At 38.5% G+C, this 17,186-nt stretch carries 28 protein-coding genes and 6 tRNA genes; 30 read left to right on the forward strand and 4 right to left on the reverse strand.

Annotated features, from left to right (window positions below):
- The first annotated feature begins 53 nt into the window (after positions 1-53).
- From QM810_RS06115 to comGB, 10 genes are all read left to right on the forward strand, one after another.
- A tRNA-Phe gene (locus QM810_RS06115) sits at positions 54-126 on the forward strand.
- A gap of 16 nt (positions 127-142) precedes the next feature.
- Positions 143-223, forward strand: a tRNA-Tyr gene (locus tag QM810_RS06120).
- A gap of 6 nt (positions 224-229) precedes the next feature.
- A tRNA-Trp gene (locus QM810_RS06125) sits at positions 230-300 on the forward strand.
- A gap of 12 nt (positions 301-312) precedes the next feature.
- Positions 313-385: transfer RNA gene (locus QM810_RS06130), tRNA-His, on the forward strand.
- Positions 386-398: 13 nt separating this feature from the next.
- A tRNA-Gln gene (locus QM810_RS06135) sits at positions 399-470 on the forward strand.
- A 9-nt stretch (positions 471-479) separates the two neighbouring features.
- A tRNA-Leu gene (locus tag QM810_RS06140) sits at positions 480-563 on the forward strand.
- Positions 564-822: 259 nt separating this feature from the next.
- The gene (gene nagA / locus QM810_RS06145) at positions 823-1,974 is read left to right on the forward strand and encodes an N-acetylglucosamine-6-phosphate deacetylase (protein WP_178895509.1); all 1,152 of its coding nucleotides are present in this window, start codon (positions 823-825) and stop codon (positions 1,972-1,974) included.
- A gap of 165 nt (positions 1,975-2,139) precedes the next feature.
- Positions 2,140-2,517, forward strand: a complete 378-nt coding sequence (locus QM810_RS06150) for a DUF1033 family protein (RefSeq protein ID WP_006155378.1) — start codon at positions 2,140-2,142, stop codon at positions 2,515-2,517.
- Between the two features lie 52 nt (positions 2,518-2,569).
- Positions 2,570-3,511: a competence type IV pilus ATPase ComGA gene (gene comGA / locus QM810_RS06155; protein ID WP_414254207.1), complete on the forward strand. Its 942-nt coding sequence runs from the start codon at positions 2,570-2,572 to the stop codon at positions 3,509-3,511.
- Positions 3,432-4,475: a competence type IV pilus assembly protein ComGB gene (comGB, locus tag QM810_RS06160; protein WP_414254208.1), complete on the forward strand. Its 1,044-nt coding sequence runs from the start codon at positions 3,432-3,434 to the stop codon at positions 4,473-4,475. The genes comGA and comGB overlap by 80 nt, the downstream gene beginning before the upstream one ends.
- Positions 4,476-4,555: 80 nt before the next feature.
- Here comGB and QM810_RS06165 read toward each other — a convergent pair whose 3' ends face one another.
- The 3 genes from QM810_RS06165 to QM810_RS06175 all read right to left on the reverse strand — a co-directional run bounded on the left by QM810_RS06165 (position 4,556) and on the right by QM810_RS06175 (position 7,854).
- Positions 4,556-5,998 carry a recombinase family protein gene (locus QM810_RS06165; protein WP_414254209.1) on the reverse strand — a complete coding sequence of 481 codons (1,443 nt, stop codon included), beginning with the start codon at positions 5,996-5,998 and terminating at the stop codon, positions 4,556-4,558.
- A gap of 118 nt (positions 5,999-6,116) precedes the next feature.
- The gene (locus QM810_RS06170) at positions 6,117-7,085 is read right to left on the reverse strand and encodes an SAP domain-containing protein (RefSeq protein ID WP_414254210.1); all 969 of its coding nucleotides are present in this window, start codon (positions 7,083-7,085) and stop codon (positions 6,117-6,119) included.
- A gap of 34 nt (positions 7,086-7,119) precedes the next feature.
- Positions 7,120-7,854 (reverse strand): XRE family transcriptional regulator, encoded by a 735-nt coding sequence (locus tag QM810_RS06175; RefSeq protein ID WP_414254211.1) that lies wholly within the window; start codon positions 7,852-7,854, stop codon positions 7,120-7,122.
- Positions 7,855-8,019: 165 nt separating this feature from the next.
- On the opposite strand from QM810_RS06175, the gene QM810_RS06180 reads away from it, so the two are divergent.
- From QM810_RS06180 to QM810_RS06190, 3 genes are all read left to right on the forward strand, one after another.
- On the forward strand, positions 8,020-8,235 hold the full coding sequence (locus QM810_RS06180; protein WP_000248658.1) for a helix-turn-helix domain-containing protein: 216 nt from the start codon (positions 8,020-8,022) through the stop codon (positions 8,233-8,235).
- A 107-nt stretch (positions 8,236-8,342) separates the two neighbouring features.
- On the forward strand, positions 8,343-8,648 hold the full coding sequence (locus QM810_RS06185) for a helix-turn-helix domain-containing protein (RefSeq protein WP_414254212.1): 306 nt from the start codon (positions 8,343-8,345) through the stop codon (positions 8,646-8,648).
- Positions 8,649-8,860: 212 nt separating this feature from the next.
- A complete protein-coding gene (locus QM810_RS06190; RefSeq protein WP_414254213.1) occupies positions 8,861-9,112 on the forward strand; it encodes a hypothetical protein in 252 nt (83 codons plus the stop codon).
- On the opposite strand, the gene QM810_RS06195 is transcribed toward QM810_RS06190, so the two are convergent.
- A complete protein-coding gene (locus tag QM810_RS06195; protein WP_414254214.1) occupies positions 9,083-9,292 on the reverse strand; it encodes a hypothetical protein in 210 nt (69 codons plus the stop codon). The two genes, QM810_RS06190 and QM810_RS06195, sit on opposite strands and share 30 nt — an antisense overlap.
- Before the next feature lie 103 nt (positions 9,293-9,395).
- On the opposite strand from QM810_RS06195, the gene QM810_RS06200 reads away from it, so the two are divergent.
- The 17 genes from QM810_RS06200 (at position 9,396) to QM810_RS06280 (ending at position 17,155) form a co-directional block, all read left to right on the forward strand.
- Positions 9,396-9,539: a BOW99_gp33 family protein gene (locus QM810_RS06200; protein ID WP_414254215.1), complete on the forward strand. Its 144-nt coding sequence runs from the start codon at positions 9,396-9,398 to the stop codon at positions 9,537-9,539.
- 2 nt (positions 9,540-9,541) lie between these two features.
- Entirely contained in the window at positions 9,542-9,760 is a 219-nt protein-coding gene (locus QM810_RS06205; protein WP_414254216.1) for a hypothetical protein, read from the forward strand.
- Complete coding sequence (locus QM810_RS06210; protein ID WP_414254217.1) at positions 9,753-10,043, forward strand: hypothetical protein; 291 nt, start codon at positions 9,753-9,755, stop codon at positions 10,041-10,043. The genes QM810_RS06205 and QM810_RS06210 overlap by 8 nt, the downstream gene beginning before the upstream one ends.
- A gap of 247 nt (positions 10,044-10,290) precedes the next feature.
- Positions 10,291-10,470, forward strand: a complete 180-nt coding sequence (locus QM810_RS06215; RefSeq protein WP_414254218.1) for a hypothetical protein — start codon at positions 10,291-10,293, stop codon at positions 10,468-10,470.
- On the forward strand, positions 10,467-10,604 hold the full coding sequence (locus QM810_RS06220; RefSeq protein ID WP_164497107.1) for a hypothetical protein: 138 nt from the start codon (positions 10,467-10,469) through the stop codon (positions 10,602-10,604). The genes QM810_RS06215 and QM810_RS06220 overlap by 4 nt, the downstream gene beginning before the upstream one ends.
- 20 nt (positions 10,605-10,624) lie before the next feature.
- Positions 10,625-11,548, forward strand: a complete 924-nt coding sequence (locus tag QM810_RS06225) for a recombinase RecT (RefSeq protein WP_414254219.1) — start codon at positions 10,625-10,627, stop codon at positions 11,546-11,548.
- 5 nt (positions 11,549-11,553) lie between these two features.
- Positions 11,554-12,384, forward strand: a complete 831-nt coding sequence (locus QM810_RS06230) for a PD-(D/E)XK nuclease-like domain-containing protein (RefSeq protein ID WP_414254220.1) — start codon at positions 11,554-11,556, stop codon at positions 12,382-12,384.
- A 143-nt stretch (positions 12,385-12,527) separates the two neighbouring features.
- Entirely contained in the window at positions 12,528-13,760 is a 1,233-nt protein-coding gene (locus QM810_RS06235) for a DNA cytosine methyltransferase (protein WP_414254221.1), read from the forward strand.
- Between the two features lie 15 nt (positions 13,761-13,775).
- Complete coding sequence (locus QM810_RS06240) at positions 13,776-14,108, forward strand: hypothetical protein (protein WP_414254222.1); 333 nt, start codon at positions 13,776-13,778, stop codon at positions 14,106-14,108.
- A complete protein-coding gene (locus tag QM810_RS06245; RefSeq protein ID WP_414254223.1) occupies positions 14,105-14,620 on the forward strand; it encodes a hypothetical protein in 516 nt (171 codons plus the stop codon). Before QM810_RS06240 ends, QM810_RS06245 begins: the two co-directional genes overlap by 4 nt.
- Before the next feature lie 160 nt (positions 14,621-14,780).
- Positions 14,781-14,966: a hypothetical protein gene (locus QM810_RS06250; RefSeq protein ID WP_414254224.1), complete on the forward strand. Its 186-nt coding sequence runs from the start codon at positions 14,781-14,783 to the stop codon at positions 14,964-14,966.
- On the forward strand, positions 14,963-15,613 hold the full coding sequence (locus QM810_RS06255) for a DUF1642 domain-containing protein (protein ID WP_414254225.1): 651 nt from the start codon (positions 14,963-14,965) through the stop codon (positions 15,611-15,613). Before QM810_RS06250 ends, QM810_RS06255 begins: the two co-directional genes overlap by 4 nt.
- The gene (locus tag QM810_RS06260; protein WP_414254226.1) at positions 15,610-15,984 is read left to right on the forward strand and encodes a YopX family protein; all 375 of its coding nucleotides are present in this window, start codon (positions 15,610-15,612) and stop codon (positions 15,982-15,984) included. The genes QM810_RS06255 and QM810_RS06260 overlap by 4 nt, the downstream gene beginning before the upstream one ends.
- Positions 15,981-16,301, forward strand: coding sequence for a hypothetical protein (locus tag QM810_RS06265; protein ID WP_414254227.1), 321 nt, complete (start codon positions 15,981-15,983; stop codon positions 16,299-16,301). Before QM810_RS06260 ends, QM810_RS06265 begins: the two co-directional genes overlap by 4 nt.
- A complete protein-coding gene (locus QM810_RS06270) occupies positions 16,298-16,561 on the forward strand; it encodes a hypothetical protein (RefSeq protein ID WP_414254228.1) in 264 nt (87 codons plus the stop codon). Before QM810_RS06265 ends, QM810_RS06270 begins: the two co-directional genes overlap by 4 nt.
- Positions 16,558-16,800 (forward strand): DUF3310 domain-containing protein, encoded by a 243-nt coding sequence (locus QM810_RS06275; protein ID WP_414254229.1) that lies wholly within the window; start codon positions 16,558-16,560, stop codon positions 16,798-16,800. The genes QM810_RS06270 and QM810_RS06275 overlap by 4 nt, the downstream gene beginning before the upstream one ends.
- Positions 16,790-17,155: a hypothetical protein gene (locus QM810_RS06280; RefSeq protein ID WP_414254230.1), complete on the forward strand. Its 366-nt coding sequence runs from the start codon at positions 16,790-16,792 to the stop codon at positions 17,153-17,155. Before QM810_RS06275 ends, QM810_RS06280 begins: the two co-directional genes overlap by 11 nt.
- Positions 17,156-17,186 lie beyond the last annotated feature (31 nt).

The following is a 17,186-nucleotide window of genomic DNA, read 5'->3' on the forward strand; positions in this document are numbered from 1 at the left end:
CGTCGGGCTCATAACCCGAAGGTCGTAGGTTCAAATCCTGCTCCCGCAATATTGGCTCGGTAGCTCAGTTGGTAGAGCAATGGATTGAAGCTCCATGTGTCGGCGGTTCGATTCCGTCTCGCGCCATTTTTTAAAATCATACGGAAGGGTAGCGAAGAGGCTAAACGCGGCGGACTGTAAATCCGCTCCTTCGGGTTCGGGGGTTCGAATCCCTCCCCTTCCATCCTCTACGGGCATAGTTTAAAGGTAGAACTAAGGTCTCCAAAACCTTCAGTGTGGGTTCAATTCCTACTGCCCGTGTTTAATAGTATGGCGGGTGTGGTGAAGTGGTTAACACACCAGATTGTGGCTCTGGCATGCGTGGGTTCGATCCCCATCACTCGCCTATTTTATATTATTGGGGTATAGCCAAGCGGTAAGGCAAGGGACTTTGACTCCCTCATGCGTTGGTTCGAATCCAGCTACCCCAGTTACTATTTGCCGGCGTGGCGGAATTGGCAGACGCGCTGGACTCAAAATCCAGTGTCCGCAAGGACGTGCCGGTTCGACCCCGGCCGCCGGTATAGTAATAAAGACAAGGTTTTTGAACCTTGTTTTTTTATTTTTCCTCCAATTTTTCTCTCAGAGTTACTTAAAATTACTATTTTTTTAAATAATTATTTTTATCTAGTAAACATTTTTTACTTTATTTTTACTAAATCTTCAATTATTTCACATTATTTTTAACTATGATAGGTCTATACCATTTACAAATTACTTATAAAGGTTTATAATGTATTTGACATAATAAATATTAGAAAATTGTATACGGAGGTTATCATTATGCCTAAATATATTAAAGCTGATCAATTTTTCTATCCTCATGGTGTTCGTCGCGGTGGTTACTTAGAACTTATTGATGGAAAATTTGGTAAGCATGTAGATCAAGTAGCTGAAGGTGCTGAAATTATTGACTATAGTGGTTATAGTATTGCACCTGGTCTTGTGGATACTCATATTCATGGTTTTGGTGGTGTCGATGTTATGGACAATAATATTGAAGGTACGCTTCATACTATGAGTGAAGGGCTTCTTAGTACTGGTGTTACAAGCTTTTTACCAACAACTTTGACATCTTCATATGAGCAGTTATTAGCAGTAACTGAGAATATTGGGGCTCGTTACCAAGAAGCTACTGGTGCTAAGATTCGTGGTATTTATTTTGAAGGTCCTTATTTTACTGAAAAGTATAAGGGGGCTCAAAATCCAGCTTACATGAAGGATCCTCGAATGGATGAGTTTCGTGCTTGGCAGAAAGCTGCTAATGGCCTTCTTAATAAGATTGCGCTTGCTCCAGAACGTGAAGGTGTAGAAGACTTTGTTCGTACTATTACTGGAGAAGGTGTAACGGTTGCTCTTGGTCACTCTAATGCAACATTTGATGAAGCTAAAAAAGCTGTTGATGCTGGAGCAAGTGTATGGGTACATGCTTATAACGGTATGCGTGGTTTGACTCATCGTGAACTTGGGATGGTTGGTGCCATGTATGAATTGCCTCATACTTACGCAGAGTTGATTTGCGATGGTCATCATGTGGATCCTAAAGCTTGTGATATTCTTCTTAAACAAAAAGGTACTGAAAATATTGCTCTTATTACAGACTGTATGACAGCTGGTGGTTTACAAGATGGTGACTATATGTTGGGAGAATTCCCAGTTGTGGTTGCAAATGGGACTGCTCGTCTTAAATCTACAGGGAACTTGGCAGGTTCTATTCTCAAACTTAAAGACGGTTTGAAAAATGTTGTTGAATGGGGTATTGCAAATCCTCATGAAGCAGTCATGATGGCCAGTCTCAACCCAGCAAAATCAGTTCACATTGATGATGTATGTGGACAAATCCGTGAAGGTTACGATGCTGACTTTATCGTTCTTGATAAAGATTTGGAATTGGTAGCAACTTATCTTGATGGGGAAAAACGTTATCAAGCTTAGAAACATAAAGCAGTGACTGGTTTTAGTTGCTGTTTTTTTGTTAGCTGTATTTCTTGTGTGATTTCGTAAATTAGAAAGTCTTTATGGCTGTTACTGAAAACGAGCAAATTTCTTTCATTGTGCAAAAAAATTCGCTATAATATACCATACAAAGGAAATGAAACTATGTATCGAGTTATAGAAATGTATGGGGATTTTGAGCCTTGGTGGTTCATAGAAGGATGGGAAGAAGACGTCATTAGTAGTAAGAAATTCGAAAACTACTATGACGCTTTGAAGTATTATAAATCTTGCTGGTTTGAACTGGAAAAGAAAATTCCACTATATAAGAGTCGAGGAGACTTAATGACCATATTTTGGGATCCGGAGGATAAGCGTTGGTGTGAGGAATGTGATGAGTTTCTGCAACAGTATCATTCGCTAGCTTTACTGGAAGATGGTCAAGTTATACCAGACGAAAAATTCAGACCGGGTTACGAAAAACAAACTGGTTTAGAAATCCACCGAACGTGTCGCATCAAAAAAGATGGAACAACTTTTTAATGAAGTTGTTCTTTTTTTGTATTTTCTTCGAATAATAAACTGAGGAGGGAATATGGTACAAGCACTTGCACAAGAATTGATTAGTCTCGCAAAAAAGGATGGAGCTCAGGATATCTATTTTATTCCCAAGGATAAGGTTTATGAGTTGCATATGCGAATAGGAGATGAAAGGCGTTTGATTAATAGCTATGACTTTGAAAAGTTGGGAGCAGTTATTAGTCACTTTAAATTTGTTGCGGGGATGAATGTTGGAGAAAAGCGTCGTAGTCAGCTTGGGTCCTGTGATTATCAGCATGATGGCAAGGTTTCTTCACTACGCTTATCGACGGTAGGAGATTATCGTGGTCATGAGAGTTTAGTTATTCGCCTTTTGCACGATGAAGAACAAGAGTTGCGCTTCTGGTTTCAAGACCTTAAGGAACTGGAAAAGGGCTTTAGGCAACGCGGCCTTTATCTTTTTGCAGGCCCTGTAGGAAGTGGGAAAACTACCTTAATGCATGAATTAGCTAAGTCATTGTTCAAGGGTAAGCAGGTTATGTCTATTGAGGACCCAGTCGAGATTAAGCAAGAAGAGATGCTGCAATTACAACTCAATGAAGCTATTGGACTGAGCTATGAAAACTTGATAAAACTTTCTCTGCGCCACCGCCCAGATCTTTTAATCATTGGAGAAATCAGGGATAGCGAAACGGCTCGTGCTGTTGTAAGAGCGAGCTTAACGGGAGCTACAGTGTTTTCGACCATTCATGCAAAGAGTATTCGTGGGGTCTATGAGCGTCTTTTAGAACTTGGTGTCAGTGAAGATGAACTCGCAGTTGTTTTACAAGGTGTTTGCTACCAGAGACTAATCGTGGGAGGAGGAATTATTGATTTTGCAAACCAAAATTATTCAGAACACCAGGCAGAAAAGTGGAATGAGCAAATTGATCAGCTTCTTAAAGACGGACATATCACTGCCCTTCAAGCTGAAACGGAGAAAATTAGCTACCAGTAAGCAGAAGAAAATCATTACTCTCTTTAATAATTTGTTTTCGAGTGGTTTTCACTTGGTAGAAATCATTTCCTTTCTTGATAGAAGTCTTTTGTTGGAGAAGGAATATGTTTCACAGATGCGCCTAGGACTATCGAAAGGAAAATCTTTCTCGGAAATGATGGGGAATTTAGGTTTTTCGAGTGCGATTGTCACGCAACTTTCTTTGGCTGAAGTTCATGGAAATCTCCATTTGAGTTTGGGGAAAATTGAAGAATATTTGGATAATCTTGCTAAGGTGAAGAAGAAGTTAATTGAAGTTGCGACCTATCCAGTCATTTTGTTAGCTTTCTTATTGGTGATTATGTTGGGTTTGCGAAATTATCTCTTGCCCCAACTGGATAGTAGTAACATAGCTACCCTAGTGATTAGCAATCTACCACATATTTTTCTTGGACTTACTCTAGTAGTAGCACTCGCATTTTTAACAGGATTGATTTTCTACAGAAAATCTAGGAAGATACAAGTCTTTTCTTTTCTAGCTAGAATTCCTTTTATCGGTGTGTTTATTCAGTATTATCTGACGGCCTATTATGCTAGAGAATGGGGAAATATGATTGGACAAGGATTAGAATTGTCACAGATTTTCCAGATGATGCAGGAGCAGGGAAATCCACTTTTTAATGAAATTGGTTTGGATTTATCTCAGTCATTACAAAATGGTCATGAATTTTCTAAAGTTGTTCAAGATTATCCCTTCTTTAGAAGAGAGTTGGGATTAATCATTGAATATGGAGAGGTCAAATCCAAGTTGGGAAGTGAATTGGAAATCTATGCGGAAAAAACGTGGGAATCATTCTTTACCCGAGTTAATAGGACTATGAACTTAGTTCAACCACTGGTCTTTATTTTTGTAGCCCTACTTATCGTTTTATTGTATGCGGCCATGTTGCTGCCAATGTATCAAAATATGGAGGTAAATTTTTAGATGAAAAAAATGATGATGAAATTAAAAGAAGCAAAGGTAAAAGCTTTTACTCTGATCGAAATGAGGGATACTAAAATTCTTTAAATTCTCCACAAAATTTTGATACATTCTGCCGTGACCTGTACCTTGCTAATCAGTGACCGTACCACGCTTGCTTGCATCTCGTAGTCCATTTTGTAAATATCTCCTTTTTTCAGGATCCTACGCATTTCCTCTTTCTTTTCGTTGTGTTTAAGTGCAGGGTCGTTTTCCAACTCAATTTCCAACCTTGAGCGCATTTCTAGGAATTCAGCCGATTTTCCTTGTAGTTGCTCTAACGTTATGCGATTGTCAATATAAAGGTCGTTTAACCTGCTTATTTTGCCCGTCAGCTCGTTTATTTGTCTTTCGTAGGCCTTTCGGTCTATCTCGTCTTTCTTCGCCTTAAATAGCCCCTCAAAGCTCTCTTTATCGACTTGTAGCTTACTTATTTCTTGCAAGACATAAGCCTCAAGGTCATCCTTGTAGTAAAAGCCTGAGTCGCATTTTTTGTTGCCATTGTAGGTAGTGGCTCCGATTGTTTTTCTAGGGTGTCTTTGGTGGCACTCGTATTTTACAAATCTAGTGCCATCTTTCCTCTTTACACCCATTATGATTTTTAAGGGAGCTAGACAGTAGCCACATTGGCCAATACCTGAAAGCATATACTTTGCCTGGAATGGCCGAGGATTTAAGTTTTCAAGTGCCGTCCTTTGTCTGAACTTTAGTTCTTCCTGTGTCTTGTCATAGGTTTCTTTTGAAATGATAGGCTCATGATTGCCTTTGTAGATTTCTCCCATAAATTGATTATAGCCACAGTACACAGGATTATCTAATATCACTCTGACAGCTCTGTAGTTCCACGGTATCGGTTTTGGGTACTTCTCATTAAGGTCATCCCTGAGCTTAGTGATAGACCTACCTGATAGATAGCTCTCAAAGATGAATTTGATAGCTAGTGACTGGACTGGGTTGATGGTCATGGTGCCTGTTTCTTTGTGGTAATCATACCCATAGGAGGTCTTAGCCCACATCATGGATTTTCCAGCTTTAGCACGTCCTAACTTACCAAGCTGCATTCTTTCCTTGATTTGTTCACGCTCCAGTTGAGCGAACACGGCCAACAGTCCAATCATGGCTTTACCGAATGGAGTAGAAGTGTCAAAGTTTTCTTGAAGACTTAAAAACTCGATGCCATTTTTTATAAAGACTTCCTCGATTAAATAGAGTGTATCTTTCTGGCTTCGACTTAGTCGGTCTAATTTATAAACCAGAACTGTATCAAATTTCTTTTTTTGAGCATCTTTTATCAGTTGTTCGATTGCTGGACGGTTTGTATTGGAACCTGAAAAACCACCATCGGTATATACCTTGTAGACACTCCAGTCTTTGATTTTGCAGTAGGCTTCCAGTTTGTCTTTTTGTTCCTCGATTGAGTAACCTTCTTCTGCCTGGGAAGTGGTAGACACTCTGACATATATTGCCACCTTATTCGTTGTTTTCATTGCTTTTATACCCCCTTTTTGATAAAATGGGTATAGTAAAACGGGCCTTTTAATGCCTTTTACTATACATCTTGCCTCACACTCAGAGTCGCCAAACTTTGCGAGTGTGGGGCTTTTTTTAGTTGTAATAGTCATAAGTGAATTTACTGTATTTTTGAAGATAAGTCTCGATAATATCAAGATCTTCAACTAAAAGATTGTGCTTTATAAAATTAAAATCTTTTTCTGTAAGAAAAATTTTCTTCCTCAGCGATTTTATTTCTTTCTTTGCAACTTCAAATGCGTTATTATAGTCGTCTAAATCGCACTTGTCTGAGATATTCCGAAGCTCTGTAATTATAAAGCTATTCAACATTGGCTGCGTATAGATGGGATTTGGTAGGTATTCGTAGCTGTTTTTGAGGCCAGAACAATCAAATAGCATTGTTTTAATAAAATATTTTAAAGCTATTTTATATTCTTTTTGTTTTTGATATAAATCTCCTAATGCAAGGTTGTTGATTCTTACTAGTCCAAAATGTTGATCGCGTATGTTCTTTACCATATGGTCATCCAAGATTTTAATTTTAATATTATCGTATGAATCTTCAGGGAATCTCATTGAATAATCTTTATACTCTACAGCAGAGATATATTGGTCCTGATGCGCTTTTATTAGATTTTGATTTTCTAGCAATAATTGTTCGCCTAATTCTGTTAGACAGAGGGCTTGTGGTATTCTAGTTTCTAAAATATCAAAGTTATCCATAATTCTCTGGACAAGTTTATCTTTTTTACCGCTCGTTGGCAGTGATTCGTTTTTTAAGATTTCTTTTAATTCTATAACTTTTAGTTTAAATAAGCTTTTTTGTGATTTTTGAAACTCTAACATCCCCATACTAATCAGTTTGTTGCGATGCAGTTGTGGATTGATGTGATAATCATATTCAAAATATGCTGGGAAATCATCGTGAAGACTGTTTTCAATCCAGTATAAGAGGATGATATCTCCTATTTGTAATGAGTTATCATTCTCTTTTGTATTATCTATAATAGGAATGTTCACTGGTTTTTTAAAAGAATTTAGTAAATTTGTCAAAAAGCTCATACGTCACCCTTCTTTAAAATATCAATTTGTTTTATCAGTTCTCGACAGGCATGAAATTACCAACAATTTTTCCAATAATGCGAGGGTCCTCGTCGTAAGGCGCAAACCTATCTTTATATTTTGGATTAAGCGATACTAAACGCAATCCATCAAGTTCACGATAAACTTTTTTGATGTACGTTTGGCCATCCCAATCTATGGCATAAAACGCTCCGTCATAATCAAAACCAGTCTCTTTTATGAGTACAACCTCTCCGTTTTGGAACTTAGGTTCCATAGAGTCACCAAAAACCCAAGAGGCAAAATCATGATCTAAATCTTTATTATAAAAAACAGTATCATAGTTTCCGTCGTTAAAATAAGAGTAACCATTACCAGCCGCCAATTTTTCAAAAACACGGTATTCAAAAAGCTTTTCCTCAATTGTGATTACTTTATTATTTTGCTCTTTCAATTGTTCGTTAGCGTAGTTAAGAACCTTTTGTTTTCTCGGAGTTGATAGTTTGATAACCTTTTCAGTAATTTTGTGAACCAACGGGGAGGTTGGGATTTTCAATTCTTGTTGATTGTCTTCCCATCCCATCAAGTCTCCAGGTGATACATTTAATTTGTCAGCGATTTTTTTTAATACTTCAGGTCCAACCTTTTCAATATCTCCTTTTTCGTACCTAAAAATAGTAGAACGAGAGACACCTACACTTTCTGCAAGCTCGTCCGCAGACATTTTCAACGCTTTTCGACGTTGTTTTATTCTTTCTCCGACATTCATTTTTTTACCCCTTATTATATATTACACAATAATTTTACAACATTAGTCGCAAAAATGCAATATAAAAAGTTTCAAAAATGCGATTTTCTTGTTGACATTTCCTTTTTTATCAGTTATACTTAAAACAACAAGTCGCGTAAATGCGACAAACAGAAAGGAGCAGATATGGTAAATGTATCGAAATTAAAAGGAAAAATTATCGAACGCAATACTACTCAAGAGGCTTTAGCAAAAGATATTGGGATTGATAAGAGTACGTTTTATAGAAAAATGAAACAAAATGGTAGTTTCTCTATACAAGAAGTAAACTTGATTGTTTCTTCCCTCGGTCTTTCAAAAGACGAAGCTTTATCTATTTTTTTTAGCGAAACAGTCGCGTAAATGCGACAAACAGAAAGGAGAGCGTATGACAAATTTTAAAAACTTGAATGTTCAACTAATCTTTCAGAAATGCAACGGATGATTATACAGCGGTCAAGAATGATTTTTTGAGAGATCCAGAACTTGAACCTGCAACAATCGGTATATTGATGGTTATTCTCAGCAATAAAGAAAACTGGCTTGTCTATCCAGAGGAAATAGCTAAACGATTAAATGTTAGTCGTGACATGATAGACCGTCATCTAAAAAAACTAGAGGATGCTGGTTATATGCGAGTTGTCAAAAAAAGCCTCGGTAGAGGTCGAGGAGTTCAGACTTTCAGATTCTTCTCAGATATCAAAATTACCGATTTTCAATTTGAGATTATGTTGCAGAGATTGGAGGATGCTTTACAAAAGTTATCCACAGTTTGATATTTACATTTCCGACTTTTACAAATCTGTATTTTACAAATCTGTATTTTACAAATAAGTAAAATAAGGCACTAATAAATATTAACTAACAACAAGTATTAAATAACAATAAATACTAACTAACAACAAGTCCTACTTCTCTAAATAAATAAAAGAGAGGAAATTTAAAAATTTCTAATTTAGGACTTTGCAAAAATGGGAAAGGAGCAAACATGAAGCAATTAAAACTAAGTATTAAACCCAAACAAGAACCTACTGAGGGTCAATCTCTTAATTCTTCAGGTTATTCAGTAAAAATCAATGACTGGGAGCTTGGCAGAGGGGTAATTGATTTTAAACTAGAAATGCCTGCGGATAAGAAACCAAAAATCACCATCACAGCGATTCCAGATGTAATGGAAATTGATGCGACAGTGATTGCTGAAATTCAGAAATTACAATCTGAATGCGATATAGAATCCTGAGAAATCCTCCTCAAGATGTCCTGAAATTTGACCAGTTGAGATTAGTTTCTTGGCGGTATCTCTAAAATCATCTTGATCAAACTCTTCAGAACGGAAATCATGAGAAGTGCCTACTGGGACAGTCGGTTCTAGCTTAGCAAACTCTAGGATCTTATCAGCTATATTTTTATCAAATGACATTTTTAACCCTCCTTTCTGGTTTCATTATAGCAGAAAAGGGGATAGCAAAAAAGCACCTGACGGCAATCAGGCGCTCAACAAAATTATTCAAGGAAATTATAACATGAAAAATAAAAAAGAGCAATGGAAACCACAAATCGTGAATATCATGGCTGACGGTTCCGTAATTGATGACTTGACAGGGTATACAATCCCAGCAGGTCATTCATACTACAACATTATCAAGCCATTTTATGAGGGGGTGTAACCATGAAACTATTTACTAAATTTAAACTCAACCATGAGAGTTTTTTCAAGGCAATCAATCTTGACTGGAGAGCAGTCGCAATCGAGCTTATGAACGACCTAATTGAAGAGCAAAAGAGCCACTTTGCCACCAAGCAAGAAAACTACGACTTGAAGCAACGATTGGCCATCTACAAAGAAAAAGAACAATTAAACCAAAAGGGAGCACAACAACATGATTAACGTACTAAAAGCAATCAAAACGATCAAGAAAATTGAACAACTTCAGAAAACAATGCACGACTCAAGCGTGGCATTCCTGCTTATGCAAGACATCGGATTGATGCCTGAAAGCGAAAAAGGCAGAGCTAAAGCCAAATCGCTGCATGACGTGAGCCACGTTTTGAAGGATATCTTGGACGGCAAGTCACTGGATGATGCAATGGAGCGACTTTCAATCAAGATTGAAATTAACGAAGAAAGCGAAGAAGTGGAGCAAGAAGAAGATGACAATACTAGAGATTGAGAGCAAGCTCTATCCATGCGTAAACGTCAACGAACGAAAGCGCCTGAAGTGGTACAAAAAACACGACATCAAAAAGTACCTGAAGGAGATTTCTAAACTTTGGAGAAAGTACGAGGACCAATTAGATGGACGGATTTTTTAACTATGACAGGGATATGATGGAGCCACCTGAAGAACGAGAAGAACTCGACCCGAGCGAGTATGTATATATTGGTTGTGGGCAGTATCGCTATGTAGGTGACGAAATATGATCCAGGGACTACACGAAGAAATCGACAAATGGAGAGCCGAGTATATCCATCTTGGCCAAGAACTTGGGAAAATCATCAACGAACAACAAGACATAATTTTGAAATTGCAAAACAAAAACAGACGCTTGAAGCGTGAAAATTGGAATTTGAAGAAAACGAAAGGAAGAAAGAAATGAGTTACGAACAAATATCAGAGTCAACATACTATCAAAATATGAGCTACTGGAACCAAGTTGCACAAAATTATAGAGCGCTAGGTGGTCTAGGAATTTGTGACGATGAAACAGGCGAAGAGCTTTACACAATTTAAAATTTAAGGAGAAAGACAAAATGACAAACGAACTAACACAGAAGCAAGTTACATCAAATGTTGCAACACGAATCGAAGCGATGAAGGGAGAAGGGCTCCTGATTGCACCGAATTATAGCGTTAGCAATGCACTGAGTTCGGCATATTATGCTCTAAAAAACTCCAACAGTGGAAATTTGCTCCAACAATGCACTCAAGACAGCGTTTATAACGCATTATTAGAAATGGTAACCCAAGGACTAAGCCCGGCTAAAAAGCAATGTTACTTTATCAAATATGGCTCTGACGTCCAATTGAGAATGTCTTATTTTGGGACCATTAAAGTTACTAAAGATTTGCAAGAGGTGAAAGACGTTACTGCTAATGTTGTCTACGAAGGGGATACGCTAGAGGTATCAGTTGAAAACGGGCGTAAGAAGTTAGTCAAACATGAGACAGATTGGCAGAACGCAGATAATCCAATAATTGCTGCTTATTGCATCATCACTCGAACTGATGGGGAAGAGTTCTTTGAAGTCATGACTAAAAAACAAATTGACAAGTCATGGTCTAAGGCGAAAACGAAAAATGTCCAAATCGACTTCCCTGACCAGATGGCCATGCGTACGGTTATCAACCGAGCTGCCAAAATGTTTATCAACACAAGCAATGACAGCGACTTGTTCGCTGGAGCAATCAATAACACAATTGCTGACGAGTACGACAATGATCGTCAAATGAAAGAAGCTGAACCAGTGATAGAAGAGGCTGAAACATTAGATAGTATCCTTGGAGCTTCTGAAGAAGTGACTGAAAAACCAAAAAAAGAGGTTATCAACCAGGAGTTGACGACCACAGATACAAGCTACCCAGCAGATGAAGTTCCAGATTTTGATCAAGAAACGGGCGAAGTTTTGGAAGAGGTCAGCTTGTTTGAAGGCAACACCATCAATGTGAAGGAGTAGGATCCATGGAAGAACTAACACAAGAGAATTATTACCAGGACACAAGCTGGTTGACCAACTCACGGTTTAAACGGTATCAGCAATGCCAAGCGAAGGCATTTGCCCTTGATAGTGGCCAGTGGGTAGAAGAGAAGGACGAGACACCTCTCCTACTCGGTAACTACGTTCACAGTTACTTTGAAAGCCCAGAAGCGCATCAGCAGTTCATGGACGAAAATGGCGAGAAGCTACTTGCCAAGACTGGGAAAAATAAAGGAAACCTCAAATCTGACTTTGTAATCGGCGACAAGATGATTGAAAGCCTGAAAGACGATGAAGGGTTCAACCGTTTGTATCACGGTTACTCATCGGATGAAGTTCAAAAAGAATTGATTGTCTATGGCGAAATTGAAGGCGTGCCAGTCAAAGGTAAGCTTGATAGTGTAAATCTAAGTCGTGGGTACTTTGTGGATCTTAAAACCATGAAGTCCATCTACTCTGAAGAATGGAGCGCAGAACTTAAAAAACGAGTTCCCGCTGCAGTCAACAACATTTTGAATTTTGGGTATCACGGACAACTTGGTCTATATCGTGAACTCTTAAAACAAATGACAGGCAATGATTTTAGACCTTACATCGTAGCGGTCAGCAAGGAAGCCGTTCCAGACCGTGAAATCCTAAAAATCGATGATGAATGGCTGGGTGAAGGTTTGGAAAAAATCAAGTCTGAAATCGTCGAAGTTTGGGACGTGATCCAGGGCAAACAGAAGCCTAAGAAGTGCGGACATTGTGACTACTGCAGAAGCCAGAAAAAATTAGATGCAGTCGTCACTCTGAACGACCTGATTGAAATGTAAATAAATTAAACAAGCCGTGCATTCTTGTAAAACTGCGAACTAGAAAGCGTCAAAAACGGTCATGTGACCTTGGACGAGCGACTGCCCGTATTTAGCCAAACTCACAACAACAGAGGCAGTCGCATTTTTTTGAAAATAAAAGAATGAAATTTTTAGATTTATTTGCGGGCATCGGTGGATTTCGTTTAGGGATGGAGTCCGCTGGTCATGAATGTATAGGATTTTGTGAGATTGACAAATTCGCAAGAGCGAGCTATAAAGCAATCCACAACACAGAAGGAGAAATAGAGTTACATGACATCACAACAGTATCAGATGAGTTTATTCGAGGGATCGGAAGTGTGGACGTTATCTGTGGAGGATTTCCATGCCAGGCTTTCTCAATTGCGGGAGCTAGACGAGGTTTTGAAGATACACGAGGAACTTTGTTCTTTGAAATCTGCAGGTTTGCATCTATTCTCAGGCCTAAATATTTATTCCTTGAAAACGTCAGAGGACTCCTCAATCATGACGGGGGGGCTACATTTGAAACCATCATCAGAACCTTGGACGGATTGGGGTATGATGTGGAATGGCAAGTGCTTAACAGCAAGGATTTCGGAGTCCCCCAAAATCGGGAACGTGTGTTCATTATCGGACATTCTAGAAGATACCGTTCCAGATTCTTATTTCCTCTCAGTGGAGAAAATCAGCCAACTAGTAGCCAATCAGTCATGAAAATTGGCAACGTAAATCCATCTGGAAATGGCATGAATGGAGAAGTCTATCAAGCTGACGGCCTAGCTCCTACACTCACAACGAACAAGGGAGAAGGGCAGAAGATAGCCATAAAAAGCAATACTATAAAACAATTTGGGGTATTGCAACCCAATTTTAATCAATGTGGGGTGGTTTACGAAACAGATGGCATCGCGCCAACAATCAGAGCCTATCAAGGCGGAGGACTTGAACCTAAAATCATCCAACGTGGTCATGGTTATAATCAAGGCGGAGAACATGACATCGCTCCCACTCTGACAAGTAATAGCTATCATGAAAATAATGTTTTAAAAATAACAGAGGCAACCTTTCAAGGATATGCTGAAGCAGAAGTCGGAGATAGTGTAAATTTGTCACATCCTAACTCTAAAACACGCAGAGGGCGAGTAGGTAAGCAGATAGCAAATACTCTCTTAACTGGAGAGAGTCAAGGGGTAGTAGAGCCTGATTTTAGGATTAGAAAGCTAACACCTAAAGAATGCTGGAGGTTACAAGGTTTTCCTGATTGGGCTTTTGATAAGGCACAGGAGGTCAACTCTAACAGTCAATTATACAAGCAAGCTGGCAATAGCGTGACAGTCAATGTCATTGCTGCTATCGCAAAAGAATTTAGATAAACAGGAGAAAAATAAATGCTAAATAAAATCGACATACCAGGAACAAGTATCACACTAGAAATCGTAGATAAGAACATCACGATTACAAACAAAATTGAATATGATATGCAGATGCATTTCAGAAATACGGACGCAGATGCTTCTCTTGATACGAACGGCGACGTGTTCGAGCCTCTCTATTGGCTAGATATTAAGGCGACACCGAAGAAACCAACAGAATACCATTCGAGCTTAGGAGTCAAGGCAGAAAAACGCAACTTGACCGAGCTTCAGAAGTTCTTTGAGTTCATTGAAAACAACAAGCGCAATCTCTTTGACATTTGTGGAATTAAGGGAGAGCTACAATGAAATCTCTGACTTTATCGTTAGACATTTCAACTATTGCGACAGGCTGGGCCTTATTTGAAGGCTCGGACCTTGTCGAGAGTGGTGTCTTAAAGCATAAAAGCAAGTCATTCTTTGAACGTGGGCGATTCATGGCTAGCGAATTAAGAACTATTCAATCAAGAGCCTTGCAGAAATACGACTGCCATTTTGAGTCAATCGTAGTTGAGAAGAACTCGGTCATGGGTCCAAATCAACAATCAATGATCAGTATCGGAATTGTAACGGGCATCATCCTTGGACGGTTGATTGCTGACAACGTTTATTTTGGCAACGTTTCGACTTGGCGCAAGTATTGGAAGTTCAGCTACAAAGACCGTAGCAAGAAATCAATGAAGCTGCAGGCGGTTGCTAAAGTATCCGAGAACTTCGACTTGAATGTTAAAGACGACGAGGCAGATGCCATTCTGATTGGCTCTTACTTTGTCAATCAAGGTCACGGATTCGGAGACCTGGAAAGCCACAAGATAAGTTGAGAGGTAGAAATATGAGCTATACTGTCACATTATATTTTAAAGATAGGATAGACGAGACGCACTTTTTCAAAAAAGAAGGGGATGCTATTGAATGCAAGGCTCAGCTTGAGAACGCATATAAGAATAATCAGTCGTATCGAGTCAAGCTCGAAAGGGTGAAATGATAGGTATAAAAGAAAAATTACTCAAAGGTTACAAACATTCGCTGGAGCTAGCGAACCAAAGGATAGCAGAACTATCTGGACCGACTGTCAAATCATTAGCGCATACTCGTTCAGCAGAGCGTGACTTCCTCAAGAAGAGAGTTAAATATTATGAAGATAAAATAAAGGAGTTAGAAGGATGAAAATAGAAGAATTGATTGAAAAATACGAGTATTTGAACCATGACTGCTTCAGAAGGGTTGATACGTCTGAAGTTTTGAGAGATTTAAAACAACTAGACGAACCCGAAACAGGGCACGCAGACGAAGCACCACGCTATGTCAAGAATATACTAGCACGATTACGGGAATTGCCATTGCACGACCGTGAAGTTTGGTTGAAGGTTATCATAAGTGAATTTAAGCAAGATTTCAGTCACGCAAAATGGCGCGAAGGCTACGAGCAAGGTAAAGTTGAGGGCATGGTTGAACGCGATAAAGTCACAATTCCTCAGCTTATTGCGGACTGGATTGAGGAATGTAAAGCAAAAGGGAAAAGTTTGCTTGGAGCTCTATTATACACGCCAGAGGGAGTCAATAGCTGGGTGGGTAACTCAGAAAACCAAGAACTCTTCGCACTCGCTTGGATTTTCGGCTACACAATAGAGAAAGAAAAACGGTACTTTGTGAAGATTAAAGCAACAAAACACTGTTTTTCAAAAGGCGGTAACGGAAGAATATATTTTTCTCTAGCGTACAAAAGCCCTTTTACAAAAAAAGAGCTAGAGAAAGCCGGCTTTGGCTGGGTATTTAATTGTACCGGCATTGAGATCTTGGAGGTGGAAAAATGACACCGAAATTCAGAGCGTGGGATAAACGTTTTTCGGAATTTATGGAAGATTTTTTCGTAAGTGAAGATGGCAAAATCTATAAAAAATCAACAGATACAGGCTATGGGATTGCTATATCAAGGGAAACAAGTAATGAAGTTATTTTAATGCAATCAACAGGGCTCTTTGATAAAAATAACAAAGAAATTTTTGAGGGAGATATAGTTCTGGTTCTTGATAGTCCTTATACTGTTTTTTACGATACCGAAAAAGGAAGTTATCGTTTGAAACCACATGATGATCGCTGGAATGTTGATTATATGTCTAATTTTTCGCATGGTGGAAATTTTGAAATCATCGGCAACATCTACGAAAACAAGGAGCAATTATGATAATTATAAGCACGAATCCTAAAAATCAACTTTTGCAGAAAGTGGAAGAAGAACTTGATTTTTTAGGAATCAATTATGAAGTAAAAAAATCATGGACAGATGAACTCATCAAACAATGCTTTATTAATAATTTTGAATTCTGTTCCGGGCATTATATGAGCCAAATCAGAAAGTTGAATTTTAACCAGGTATTAGAACTGACACAGCAAAACCCTAAAATGTTGAGAAAGTTTATTGTCATAAATGGTAATAAAGCAATTGCAGATTTCCCGAAAGTTGGTCTTATCAGAAAACAGTTGAAAGGTTTGATGAAATGAGCGATGCAAAAAGATTTTATAATCACATAAGAAAGCAATTGGTCTATGTTCCGAACACATCAATTGCCGAAAGATTAAAAAAACATATTTTAGCACATCCAAATTTTAATAGTAGCAGAAGTTTTTTAGATTCTGTGGTTGCAAATTACTGTGTTAACAGAAAGAAAGACAAGTTACCTAGTCTTGAAGTGATTGAATGGCTAGGAAAATTTTTAGATGTAAGCTACAAAAATTCGGAACTTTTGGAGGTGGAAGAATGAACCCAGAACAAATTGACAATGTAAACAAACCGAATCACTATCAAGGTCGGTTTGGAATGGAGTCCATCGATGCTTTAAGAAATTTCATGACAGATGAACAAATGAAAGGCTTTTATCTTGGAAATGCCTTGAAGTATCTATTACGTCATCAAAAGAAAAACGGTCTTGAAGACCTGAAGAAAGCTAGAAAGAACCTTGATTGGTTGATTGAGGAAATGGAGAAAAAGAATGAGACCTAAAAAATATCCATATTCAGGAAAAAAGCAAGAAACCCCGTCGCAATTATTTCCTGCACGACCAATTTTTAACGTGGCTCCAATTGTGGAGGAGGTTAAAGTTGAGCTCGGAGTTGAAGCTAATGTTGGACGTTCATATCCAGAAATGATAATACATCTAGATGTTTCTGGATACGGAAGTGAAGTGCATTCTACGCATATCTTTCCTGGTATCTTCTTGACTGTCGGTGAGTCAATTCAACTAAAGATGCTTTTCTATAAAAGGCTTAGAGAATTTACTACAGATCGTTTCTTGACCTTTAGGGAATCTGAATGGAAGTACTTTATCCGTGACCTGGTCAGCGAATTTGTGCATTAAAAAAGCCAAGGCACTCTCTGCCTCGACAACG

The sequence above is a fragment of the Streptococcus infantis genome (assembly GCF_047464155.1).
Classification (GTDB): Bacteria; Bacillota; Bacilli; order Lactobacillales; family Streptococcaceae; genus Streptococcus; species Streptococcus infantis_U.

Bases quoted from the DNA above. Each gene is read 5' to 3' on its own strand.
- nagA (WP_178895509.1), top strand. From the start codon at position 823: ATGCCTAAATATATTAAAGCTGATCAATTTTTCTATCCTCATGGTGTT.
- QM810_RS06150 (WP_006155378.1), top strand. From the start codon at position 2,140: ATGTATCGAGTTATAGAAATGTATGGGGATTTTGAGCCTTGGTGGTTC.
- comGA (WP_414254207.1), top strand. From the start codon at position 2,570: ATGGTACAAGCACTTGCACAAGAATTGATTAGTCTCGCAAAAAAGGAT.
- comGB (WP_414254208.1), top strand. From the start codon at position 3,432: ATGAGCAAATTGATCAGCTTCTTAAAGACGGACATATCACTGCCCTTC.
- QM810_RS06165 (WP_414254209.1), bottom strand. From the start codon at position 5,998: ATGAAAACAACGAATAAGGTGGCAATATATGTCAGAGTGTCTACCACT.
- QM810_RS06170 (WP_414254210.1), bottom strand. From the start codon at position 7,085: ATGAGCTTTTTGACAAATTTACTAAATTCTTTTAAAAAACCAGTGAAC.
- QM810_RS06175 (WP_414254211.1), bottom strand. From the start codon at position 7,854: ATGAATGTCGGAGAAAGAATAAAACAACGTCGAAAAGCGTTGAAAATG.
- QM810_RS06180 (WP_000248658.1), top strand. From the start codon at position 8,020: ATGGTAAATGTATCGAAATTAAAAGGAAAAATTATCGAACGCAATACT.
- QM810_RS06190 (WP_414254213.1), top strand. From the start codon at position 8,861: ATGAAGCAATTAAAACTAAGTATTAAACCCAAACAAGAACCTACTGAG.
- QM810_RS06195 (WP_414254214.1), bottom strand. From the start codon at position 9,292: ATGTCATTTGATAAAAATATAGCTGATAAGATCCTAGAGTTTGCTAAG.
- QM810_RS06200 (WP_414254215.1), top strand. From the start codon at position 9,396: ATGAAAAATAAAAAAGAGCAATGGAAACCACAAATCGTGAATATCATG.
- QM810_RS06205 (WP_414254216.1), top strand. From the start codon at position 9,542: ATGAAACTATTTACTAAATTTAAACTCAACCATGAGAGTTTTTTCAAG.
- QM810_RS06210 (WP_414254217.1), top strand. From the start codon at position 9,753: ATGATTAACGTACTAAAAGCAATCAAAACGATCAAGAAAATTGAACAA.
- QM810_RS06215 (WP_414254218.1), top strand. From the start codon at position 10,291: ATGATCCAGGGACTACACGAAGAAATCGACAAATGGAGAGCCGAGTAT.
- QM810_RS06220 (WP_164497107.1), top strand. From the start codon at position 10,467: ATGAGTTACGAACAAATATCAGAGTCAACATACTATCAAAATATGAGC.
- QM810_RS06225 (WP_414254219.1), top strand. From the start codon at position 10,625: ATGACAAACGAACTAACACAGAAGCAAGTTACATCAAATGTTGCAACA.
- QM810_RS06230 (WP_414254220.1), top strand. From the start codon at position 11,554: ATGGAAGAACTAACACAAGAGAATTATTACCAGGACACAAGCTGGTTG.
- QM810_RS06235 (WP_414254221.1), top strand. From the start codon at position 12,528: ATGAAATTTTTAGATTTATTTGCGGGCATCGGTGGATTTCGTTTAGGG.
- QM810_RS06240 (WP_414254222.1), top strand. From the start codon at position 13,776: ATGCTAAATAAAATCGACATACCAGGAACAAGTATCACACTAGAAATC.
- QM810_RS06245 (WP_414254223.1), top strand. From the start codon at position 14,105: ATGAAATCTCTGACTTTATCGTTAGACATTTCAACTATTGCGACAGGC.
- QM810_RS06250 (WP_414254224.1), top strand. From the start codon at position 14,781: ATGATAGGTATAAAAGAAAAATTACTCAAAGGTTACAAACATTCGCTG.
- QM810_RS06255 (WP_414254225.1), top strand. From the start codon at position 14,963: ATGAAAATAGAAGAATTGATTGAAAAATACGAGTATTTGAACCATGAC.
- QM810_RS06260 (WP_414254226.1), top strand. From the start codon at position 15,610: ATGACACCGAAATTCAGAGCGTGGGATAAACGTTTTTCGGAATTTATG.
- QM810_RS06265 (WP_414254227.1), top strand. From the start codon at position 15,981: ATGATAATTATAAGCACGAATCCTAAAAATCAACTTTTGCAGAAAGTG.
- QM810_RS06270 (WP_414254228.1), top strand. From the start codon at position 16,298: ATGAGCGATGCAAAAAGATTTTATAATCACATAAGAAAGCAATTGGTC.
- QM810_RS06275 (WP_414254229.1), top strand. From the start codon at position 16,558: ATGAACCCAGAACAAATTGACAATGTAAACAAACCGAATCACTATCAA.
- QM810_RS06280 (WP_414254230.1), top strand. From the start codon at position 16,790: ATGAGACCTAAAAAATATCCATATTCAGGAAAAAAGCAAGAAACCCCG.